At 63.6% G+C, this 8,939-nt stretch carries 13 protein-coding genes; 4 read left to right on the forward strand and 9 right to left on the reverse strand.

The annotated features are described in order from the left end of the window. The first annotated feature begins 9 nt into the window (after nucleotides 1–9). A complete protein-coding gene (gene ku, locus BLQ70_RS11790) occupies nucleotides 10–846 on the forward strand; it encodes a non-homologous end joining protein Ku (RefSeq protein ID WP_091857156.1) in 837 nt (278 codons plus the stop codon). On the opposite strand, the gene ku (BLQ70_RS11795) is transcribed toward ku (BLQ70_RS11790), so the two are convergent. The 4 genes from ku (BLQ70_RS11795) to BLQ70_RS11810 form a co-directional block, all read right to left on the reverse strand. Continuing rightward, complete coding sequence (gene ku / locus BLQ70_RS11795; RefSeq protein WP_091857094.1) at nucleotides 847–1,632, reverse strand: non-homologous end joining protein Ku; 786 nt, start codon at nucleotides 1,630–1,632, stop codon at nucleotides 847–849. A gap of 67 nt (nucleotides 1,633–1,699) precedes the next feature. Next, a complete protein-coding gene (gene ligD, locus BLQ70_RS11800; protein WP_091857095.1) occupies nucleotides 1,700–4,318 on the reverse strand; it encodes a DNA ligase D in 2,619 nt (872 codons plus the stop codon). Between the two features lie 44 nt (nucleotides 4,319–4,362). Continuing rightward, nucleotides 4,363–4,638 (reverse strand): hypothetical protein, encoded by a 276-nt coding sequence (locus tag BLQ70_RS11805; protein ID WP_091857096.1) that lies wholly within the window; start codon nucleotides 4,636–4,638, stop codon nucleotides 4,363–4,365. Between the two features lie 113 nt (nucleotides 4,639–4,751). Next, nucleotides 4,752–5,621 (reverse strand): hypothetical protein, encoded by an 870-nt coding sequence (locus BLQ70_RS11810; protein WP_091857097.1) that lies wholly within the window; start codon nucleotides 5,619–5,621, stop codon nucleotides 4,752–4,754. Nucleotides 5,622–5,926: 305 nt separating this feature from the next. On the opposite strand from BLQ70_RS11810, the gene BLQ70_RS11815 reads away from it, so the two are divergent. Next, a complete protein-coding gene (locus tag BLQ70_RS11815) occupies nucleotides 5,927–6,202 on the forward strand; it encodes a hypothetical protein (protein ID WP_091857098.1) in 276 nt (91 codons plus the stop codon). 329 nt (nucleotides 6,203–6,531) lie between these two features. Here the strand turns inward: BLQ70_RS11815 and BLQ70_RS11820 are convergent, their stop codons facing one another. The 5 genes from BLQ70_RS11820 to BLQ70_RS11830 form a co-directional block, all read right to left on the reverse strand. Continuing rightward, nucleotides 6,532–6,936 carry an OsmC family protein gene (locus BLQ70_RS11820; protein WP_091857099.1) on the reverse strand — a complete coding sequence of 135 codons (405 nt, stop codon included), beginning with the start codon at nucleotides 6,934–6,936 and terminating at the stop codon, nucleotides 6,532–6,534. A 144-nt stretch (nucleotides 6,937–7,080) separates the two neighbouring features. Next, on the reverse strand, nucleotides 7,081–7,293 hold the full coding sequence (locus BLQ70_RS11825; RefSeq protein WP_091857100.1) for a hypothetical protein: 213 nt from the start codon (nucleotides 7,291–7,293) through the stop codon (nucleotides 7,081–7,083). A 9-nt stretch (nucleotides 7,294–7,302) separates the two neighbouring features. After that, nucleotides 7,303–7,458, reverse strand: a complete 156-nt coding sequence (locus tag BLQ70_RS25620) for a hypothetical protein (RefSeq protein WP_170843383.1) — start codon at nucleotides 7,456–7,458, stop codon at nucleotides 7,303–7,305. Nucleotides 7,459–7,532: 74 nt separating this feature from the next. Continuing rightward, nucleotides 7,533–7,820 carry a hypothetical protein gene (locus BLQ70_RS25305; RefSeq protein ID WP_139163524.1) on the reverse strand — a complete coding sequence of 96 codons (288 nt, stop codon included), beginning with the start codon at nucleotides 7,818–7,820 and terminating at the stop codon, nucleotides 7,533–7,535. Nucleotides 7,821–7,871: 51 nt separating this feature from the next. Further along, entirely contained in the window at nucleotides 7,872–8,129 is a 258-nt protein-coding gene (locus tag BLQ70_RS11830; RefSeq protein ID WP_139163525.1) for a hypothetical protein, read from the reverse strand. Nucleotides 8,130–8,252: 123 nt separating this feature from the next. Between BLQ70_RS11830 and BLQ70_RS11835 the strand changes: the two genes are divergently transcribed. After that, on the forward strand, nucleotides 8,253–8,474 hold the full coding sequence (locus BLQ70_RS11835; protein WP_091857102.1) for a hypothetical protein: 222 nt from the start codon (nucleotides 8,253–8,255) through the stop codon (nucleotides 8,472–8,474). Between the two features lie 4 nt (nucleotides 8,475–8,478). Next, nucleotides 8,479–8,688, forward strand: a complete 210-nt coding sequence (locus BLQ70_RS11840; protein ID WP_091857103.1) for a hypothetical protein — start codon at nucleotides 8,479–8,481, stop codon at nucleotides 8,686–8,688. The last annotated feature ends 251 nt before the right edge of the window (nucleotides 8,689–8,939 follow it).

An 8,939-nucleotide genomic window follows, 5' to 3' on the forward strand; every position in this document is an offset into this window, starting at 1 on the left:
GGAACATTCATGGCGCCGCGAGCAATCTGGAAGGGCATCCTCAAGGTCGCAGAAGTCACGTGCCCGGTGGCGCTCTACACCGCCGCGTCGACCAGCGAGCGCATCTCCTTCCACACGCTGAACCGCAAGACCGGCCATCGCGTCCATCGCCAGTTCATCGACGCTGTCACGGGCAAGCCGGTCGAGAAGGAAGACCAGGTCAAGGGATATGATCGCGGCGATGGCGACTACATCATGCTGGAGCCGGAGGAGATCGCCGAGGCTATTCCCGAAAGCGACAAGACACTCGACGTCGCGACCTTCCTGCCTTGCGACGAGATCGACGACCTGTTCTTCGACCGGCCTTATTATGTGACGCCGAGCACGCCCGTCGCGACCGAGGCCTTCGCTCTGATCCGCGAGGTCATGGCGAGCCGGGAGGCTGCCGCCCTGGCGCGCACCGTGATCTTCCGGCGGATGCGCTCGATCCTGATCCGGCCGCACGATGCCGGGATGATCGCGACGACCCTCAATTTCGACTATGAGGTGCGTCCCGTGGAGAGCGCCTTCGACGACATCCCGAAGCTGAAGATCGAGGGCGAGATGCTGGAGCTCGCCGAGCACATCATTCGGACCAAGGCCGGCCGCTTCGACCCCAAGGCCTTCGAGGATCGCTACGAGACTGCACTGGCCGAACTGGTCAAGGCGAAGATCGAAGGCCGCAAGATCAAGCCGATGAAGCGGAGCGAGCCCGCCAAGGTCGTCAATCTGCTCGACGCTCTCAGGCAGAGCGCCAAGCCTGGCAAAAGCGGCAAATCGGCCGACAAGCCGTCGGCCAAGGCCGAGCCGCGGCGCAAGGCGGGCTGATCACTTCCGCGGTTCGAGGCTGCGCTTGAGCGCGTCCATGATACTGATGACATTGCCTTCGCTGGCGGCCGGTGCGGCTTTTCGGGCCGGTTTGCGGCCCTTCTGCTTGGCCTTGATGATATCCAGCAATTCCTCCTGAACCGGATCCTGCACGAGCTCCGGCGACCAGTCCTTCGTGCGCGAGACGATCAGCTTCTCCATGAGCGCGCGCATATCGGGCTCCGGCTTGGCTTTCCCGATGTCGGTGAAATAGTCCCCCTCGTCACGGACCTCGTCGCCATAACGCAGCGTCCACAGCACGATGCCCCTGTCGCGCGGCTCCAGCAGCACAGCCCGTTCGCGCCGGTAGAGCACGACGCGGGATATGCCGACCGTCCTGGTCGATTTCATCGCCTCGCGGATTACGGAAAAGGCTTCGTCGCCGATCTTGCCGTCCGGCACGAGGTAATGCGGCGTATCGTACCAGATCCAGCCGACGGAGGAGCGCGGCGCGAAGAGTTCGATATCGATGGTGCGCGTGCTGTCCAGCGCCACGGCGTCGAGCTCGTCGTCATCCAGCATGACGTAGTCGTCGTCGCCTTTGGGATAGCCCTTGACCTCGTCGTCATCGCTGACTGGCTTGCCGGTGACCGCATCGACGAAGCGGCTCTGGATGCGATGTCCCGTCTTGCGGTTCAGCGTGTGAAAACGGACTTTCTCGCTCTCGGAGCGTGCCGGCATCATCGCCACCGGGCAGGTCACGAGCGAGAGCTTGAGATAGCCTTTCCAGAATGTCCGTTGCGCCATGGAAGCCTCTCCGATCGGACGCGAAACGCATCGGCTGCCTATCCGTTCCGATGCTGTCGCGCGCAGGTCAGGAACGGCCGAGCTTCCTGATCGCCTCCGCGAGAGGCCGCTCGGCTTCGTCATAGTCCGCCCAGGCCTTGCTCGCGGCCAGCAGCTTCGGAATGGCGCGGATCGTGAACCGGGCTGGGTCGAGCCCGACCTTCACCTGCGGCCAGGTCAGCGGCATCGAGACATGTGCTCCCGGTCTCGCGCGCGGCGATAATGGCGCAACCGCCGTCGCCATCCGGTCGTTGCGGAGATAGTCGAGGAAGATGCGCCCCTCGCGCAGGCGCTTGGCCATGTTCACGACATAGCGCTCGGGCTCGTCCGCTGCGATCTGCCCACAGACACGGCGGGCGAAGTCCTTGGCTGCCGGCCAGTCCGGGGCGCTGCGGCCGGGCTTCGCCAGCGGCGTCACGACATGGAGACCTTTGCCGCCGGTGGTCTTGCAGAAGCTGACGAGGCCGAGCGCATCGAGCCGCTCCTTCATCGTTTTGGCCGCAGCGATCACCGCATCGAAGGAAACGCCCGGTCCCGGATCGAGATCGAAGACCAGTCGCCCGGGAACCTCGGGCTCGCCGGGCCGGCAGTTCCAGGGATGCAGTTCGATCCCGCCGATCTGGGCGGTCGCGATCAGGGCCTGGATCCGGTCGATCTGGAGATAGGGTTTCCTGTCGCCGGAAATCTTCACCAGCTCGAACAGGCTCGACGTTCCCAAACCGGCATGGCGCTGGAAGAAGATTTCGCCCTCGATCCCGTCGGGCGCCCTGAGCAGCGAGCAGGGCCGACCCTGGATATGCGGCAGCAGCCAGGCCCCGACGGTTTCGAAGTAGCGGGCGAGATCGAGCTTCGTGGCGGGCTCGCCGTCCTCGGCATCGGGCCAAAGCGGCTTGTCGGGGTTGGACAGGGGCACGCCGAGCACATCGACCCGGCCGCCGCGCGCTGACGCGGGATTCGGCGGGGTGGTCTTTGCTGCTGGCGCGGGCAGCTCGGTCTCGACCTCCGCCGCGGGCTTGTCCTCGCGCAAGCCCTTGAAGGCGGCCTGGCGGACCATGCCGTCGCCGGTCCAGCCTGCGAACTCGATCTCGGCGACAAGGGCGGGCTCGACCCAATGGACGCCGGCCGCTCGACGCGGGGCGCCTTTGCCGGTGAAAGGCGAGGTCTCGGCCTCATGCTCCTTGAGGCGCGGCAGCAGCTTTTCGACCTTGGCGGCGCCATAGCCGGTGCCGACCCGGCCGATATAGATGAAATGCGGACCGCGATGGACGCCGACGAGAAGCGAACGGAACTTACCCGCTGTGGTCGCCCAGCCGCCGATGACGACCTCGTGGCCGGCGCGGCATTTCGCCTTCGTCCATGTGTCACTGCGGCCGGAGATGTAGGGCGCATCGCCTTGCTTGGAGACGATACCCTCGAGCGACAGGCGGCAGGCGGATTTCAGAACCGCGTCGCCGCCGGTCTCGAAATGTTCGACATAACGGAGCGTGACGCCGTCGGCCGCGTCCCGTATCAGCGCAGCCAGTCTTTCCTTGCGGGCAAGGACTGGCAGCTTGCGCCAATCCTCGCCTTCGAGAAAGAGCAGGTCGAAGGCGAAGAAGACGAGGTTCTCGGTCTTCTCCTCTGACAGGGCGGCCTGAAGCGCAGCGAAATCCGGCGCACCATGGTCGTCGAGCGCAACGACCTCGCCATCGATGATGCAGTCTGGCAGCTTCTTGAACGCCTTGGCGACGGCACCGAACCTCCTGGTCCAGTCGAGCCCCTTGCGTGTCTTCAGCGTGACTTTCCCTGCGGCGGCGCGCGCCTGGATGCGGTAGCCGTCGAACTTGATCTCGTGGACCCAGCCCCTGCCTGCCGGCGGCCGCTCCACGCTCCGACAGAGCTGCGGTGGGACGAAGCTGGGCACATCGGCTGCCGCCGCCTTGCGCGCTTTCGGGCGGGCGGCCTCGGCCTTGTTGCGCACCGGCTTGCCTGCGCGCTTCTCGGCCGCCAAGCCGTGCTTGCTGTCCCAGACCGCATCTGCGTCGACCGCCTGCTCGGCCAGGAGGAAGGGCTTGGGCGAGCGCCCGCGTCCGGCCGCGATGGCCTTCATCGTCCGGCCCGAGGCCACGGAAGCGTCGCCCTTCAGGATCGCATCGCCATCGGAATCGACAGCATGGTCGTCGCGGTGCTTGATCAGCAGCCAGTTGGTGCGCTTGCCGCCGTCACGGTCGTGCTTCATCCGCACCAGCACGAAGCTGCCTTGCAGCCGCTTGCCGTCGAGCGTGAACTTGAGGTCGCCCTTCTCGAGCTGGCGCTGCGGGCTGAGCTTGCCTTCGGGCTCCCAATAGCCGCGATCCCAAAGCTGCACCGTGCCGCCGCCATATTGGCCTTTCGGGATCGTCCCCTCGAAATCGCCATAGGCAAGCGGATGGTCCTCGACCTCGACCGCGAGGCGCTTATCAGCGGGATCGAGCGAGGGGCCGCGTGTCACCGCCCAGGACTTGAAGACACCGTCGAGTTCCAGCCGGAGATCATAGTGGAGACGCGTCGCGTCATGCTTCTGGATGACGAAGCGAAGGCGGTTTGAAGGAGCCACTGCGATCGAATCGCTCGGCTCCCTGGTCTTCTTGAAATCGCGCTTGGTGCGATAGATCTTCAGCTTTTCCACGAAACACCATCCGATGCGAACCCGCGGAGGGAGGTGAATGAAGATCAGCCGGAGCCAGGCTCGATAAGACGAGCAGGCTTGGTCGACGGGAGAGCGCCGGAACCCGGCGTCGCCTCCGTGTTCGTCTGCGACTCCTGCGCATGGGGGCCGGCGGGAGGCGTGTGCCGGTCCTGCGCGCGCTGCTTCTGATTGCCCTCGGCAATGATCTTCGGACCCTTCATCGCATCGTCAGCAGCGTTTTCGCGCTTTTCGGGCGGCCGCTGGTTCGGCTCGGTCGGGCCGTTGGTGCTGCCATTTCGCTCGTGGTGACGGTCGATCATCGCATGCCCTTTCTGAAAGTGCTGCTGGAGCAACGCTCGCGCGCCCCGATCGTTTCGAAGAACAGCAAAAATGCCCGGCTCCGGGCGGAGCCGGGCTACGCAACCTCGACCGATCAGAGCGCCGGATCGCTCCGCAGGTTCTCGTCGCGATGCTCGCCGCCGAGCATGGCCGCCCAGGCCGCCGCCGCCGCACCGACCAGCAGCGCAGCCGCCGTCAGGAAGGCGGTCAGAACAGCAATCTTGCGCGCACGCTCCGCTGCCTGCTTGGCGGTTTCCTTGGCCTGCGAGATCCGGGCATAGGCATCGTCGATGCGCTTCTGCGCATCCTGCTCGCTGATGCCGGAACGCGCGGCGAGCCGCGAAGCAAGATAGTCCCGGTCACCTTGCTCGATCTTGCCGTTCTTCAGCGCGTTGATGAAGATCCTGGAGGCTTCGTCGCGCTCCTCTGCGGTCGGCGGCTGCTGACCATTCGCGCGCATGACATTGTCGAGCGCCATCGCGAGCGGGTCGATATTCTGCGAGACCAGTGATGCCGCGCCGGAGCTGGCGCTGGCGACGCCGCTGGCCGCCGTCTTCGCCGCACCGAACAGCGACGAGGTCGCGACGACGGTGATCAGCAGCGCGCCGGTCGCCCAGACGAGCAGGCCATGGGTGGCATCCCGCACCTTGCGTTCCTCGCCATTGGCATCGAAGCTCGGCTGGCGCATCCGCCCCGCGAGGTAGCCGCCGGCCATGGTCGCCGAAGCCATGACCCAGAGCGCCCACAGAGCGCCTGCAACCGCCAGCGCCGTGGCGCTGGAGCTCTTCTCGAAATCGGCGGAGACCATCGACAGGCCGATCGCCGAGCCGAAGACCGTCATGATGGTCGAGATGGCGGTCGCGATCACCGCGCCGCCGATGATCGGCCCCCACTGCACATAGGAGTGGCTCTCCTTGTTGACGGTCACGGGGGCGACGACGACGTCCGTTCCAGACATGGACATGGGAGAATTCCTATCGAAGACCGAGGAATGACAGGATGGCCATGATGACCACCACGAGACCGACGAGGTAGATGATGCTGTCCATGAGCCCCTCCTGCTGATGAGCGAAAGTGAGGGCGAAACGGCTGGCGCTGCGGATAGGTTCCTGAAGCTCTCGCGGCAGGACGGATCAATTGGTGATGGAGTCTGCGCTTCCTCACCGCCGGGGCGCAGGCCGTCACATCCGCGATGACGAGAGCCGGATGTCGGCGGTGCTATCGATGCCCGAATGAAGGAGCAGGGCAGGGAGCGCGACGACGTCGAGCTTGTGCTGGCTCGTCTCCCGGAAGGCAGCAACCGTCGTGCTCCCGGCCGTGGTGAAGCATTACCTGGCGGCGATCGAGACGCTCGCCGAAACAGTCCGCGCCAACGCGGCGTTCGCAGCGGAATCAAAAACCGCCCTGCGCGACCTGATCGCGACAGTGACGGTTCATCCGGCCGAGGCCGGAACAGCTCCAGAGATTTTGATCGAAGGCCACCTGACGAAGATGATCGGCGGCGATCATTTCCCCACCCGCCAAGCTTGGGGGAGGAGATGGTAGCGGGAGAGGGACCTTGAAATTCGTCATAAGTATCTGAAATAAAAGCGGTACTCTTTGATGATTTCCATTCGAGGCCATCAGAAAGGCCAACTTTTCTCGCGCCTGCCCATGAACGCCACTGGACGATCCTGCGGCGATATGGACAGATTGTCGCACCTACAGCAATTCGTGGATAGCGTCGGCGTCGGCCTCCTCGCGCAGCCCTTTGAAGGGCGCGTGCAGCAGCTTGCCGTCCTCGGTCCAGACTCGAAACACGACCTCGGCCACCAGAGGGAGCTTGATCCATCCGGCCTCCTTGCGGCTCGGTAGCGCCCGCTGAAAAAATCGGCCTATGCGGCTTCGATCAAAACGGGAATGCCTTTGCGGAGCGAGTTGCTGACCATGCAGCTTTCCTTCGCCTTTTCGATGAGCAGGCGGGGATCGGTTCCGTCAATTAGCTCGCAGGCGACTGACATTGTCGCATTAGTCGTAAGCAGGGGCTCACCCTCTAGGCGCACCGTTACCGAAACTGTCAGACTGCGAATGCTGACGCCCAAATCCTGAGCCACATATCGCAGGTCATTGCAGAAGCACCCCCCGAGGGCGAGCGCCAGCATCTGCGCACCGTTGAAGCCGAGACCCATGCCGCCGGCTTTTCCCTCAGGCCGATCTATGATGACGGTGTGGTTGCCGGCCCAGCCCAGCGCAGCCTCCGTCCCCGCGACGTTGCGAAGTTCAACGGTGACGGTGCCCATCGTCCGAAATCCTGTAGCGGCGGTCGTCCAAGGAGGGATGCACTATGAAACCCGGAATACCAAGGCCGCGTCCGCATCTTCCCGAGTCCCTGGAACGAAGCATGCCGCAGTTTGCCGGCATTGTCCCAAGTGGGAGCGTTGGGCTTACACCCAAGCCTCATCGTCGTCATGCCGGGCTTCCCACTTCTCGATAGCTTCGATGAGGCTGATGATCTCGATCTCCTCAGGGGTGCCCGCTGCCGGGGTGCCGAGTTCAGCCACACGCTGGGCTGCTCTCTCATAGTCGTCGACGCATCGAACGATTGCGCGCTTAGGGTCAGCTTCGCTGGCGCGGCTCGGTGAGAGGAATGAAAACACCTGTCCCTCCTATCCCTCGGCAGGAGCGGCCACGCTCGTCTCGTATGCCACCATCGCGGCGGAAAGATCGAGGAAGGCGCTTTCGTCCCGCTCCTCGTCGGGAAGTTCGGCGATCGACTTCAATCGCGCGACGGCCTCCTGATATTGGTCCTCGTTCTCGATCATCATGAGACTTGCTCCATCTCCCGGACGTACGCCTTGCTGGTTTGCCAACCGGGTCGTCGAGGGAGTCTCGCCCTTCAGACCTTCGGCGGCAGGCCCGCTCTGTCGAACACAGGTATCGACTCCGTAGAGCCCTCGGGCCTCTGCCCGGGTGGTAAATCTTCGGCTGCCCGCCGTACGGCCTCTTCCGACTCCGTCAGGCCATCGGGAGTATTGTTGGCGTCACTCCCTTCATCATGGACGTTTGTCCTGCCGCTTACTCGGCGCCCGGTCTGGATAGGATCGGCGGCGAGAGGGCTTTCTCCTTGATTGGCGGGCTCACGCTCGTCTTCCAAAATCGCCGGATTTTCACGCTGCTTTGGCATGGCTGACTCCTTTGAGGGAGCAAGCCATGCAGCTCTTGTTTGTTCCGACCTTTAGGCCTTGAGCCTTGATTTGGTCATCTCGATCTCGACGACCAAGCCGGAGGGAAGCCAGGCGAAGTGCATGCGTGCGCCCAACTGTGATTTGACCGCTCGATCGACAAGAAGGCTGCCAAAGCCTCGCCTTCGAGGCTCGCCGTCGACCATGGGGCCGCCGAACTCGCCCCAGCGCAAACGTACATCTTCACCCGATGCCTGGACTTTGATTTCCACCGTTCCAGCAGGAACTGAAAGGGAGCCGTGCTTGCTCAAGGCAATCTGGTTCAGAGGCTTGCATCGCTTTTTTGTTTAGTGGCCATCGCACCTCAGCGCGCCAAATCAAGCGGCTTTCTCGCGCGCAAAGGAACGATCGGATTGAACCGCGGTTGAGCCTGCATGGCACGCATCGTGATCCGCAACGAAGATCAACTGAACGAGGCTCTTGACCGAGCGATCCACCTCGCGGGCTCTGCGAAGGGCGGCGACGAGGAGCGTGAACTGAGCGCGATCAACGCAGCGGTGGAGCTGTACGAGCAGTCGCTGGCCGTCACAGCCGCCTCCGGCCGCAGTGAGCGGAAAACCAAAGACGATGTCCCGAGCGGGACTGGATCGGAGTGAGGCGATGCCGATCGAGAATTCACCCCCGTCGAAGGTCGCCAAGAAAGTCGGCATACGCGTCGTGGCGATTATCGCATTCATCATCGTAGCGATATTCGTCGGCTTCAATCTGAACCACCTGCAAACGCAGCGCGAATTGCAGTCAGGCCAGGTGGATCCCAGAGACGCCCCGAAAAGCCCGACAGATCTACAGGCACCAAGGCCAAAACCCTGACCGGAATGACTGAGCATTCAGCTCATCAGGAGGCTATCATGCGCATTGGCAGCCACGAGGAATATCAGGCAGCAGTCCATAGTGATCCACCCCCCTTGAATTGGTCCACCCTGAAGTATGTCTTTTGGCAGACAGGAGGATCGAGATGCCGAAGAAGCGCCATAAGCCCGAAGAGATCGTCGCGAAGCTACGCCAGGTCGATGTGCTGGTCTCGCAGGGGCAATCCGTTGCCGACGCGATCCGCTCGATCG

Source organism: Allobosea robiniae (genome assembly GCF_900102525.1).
GTDB lineage: Bacteria > Pseudomonadota > Alphaproteobacteria > Rhizobiales > Beijerinckiaceae > Allobosea > Allobosea robiniae.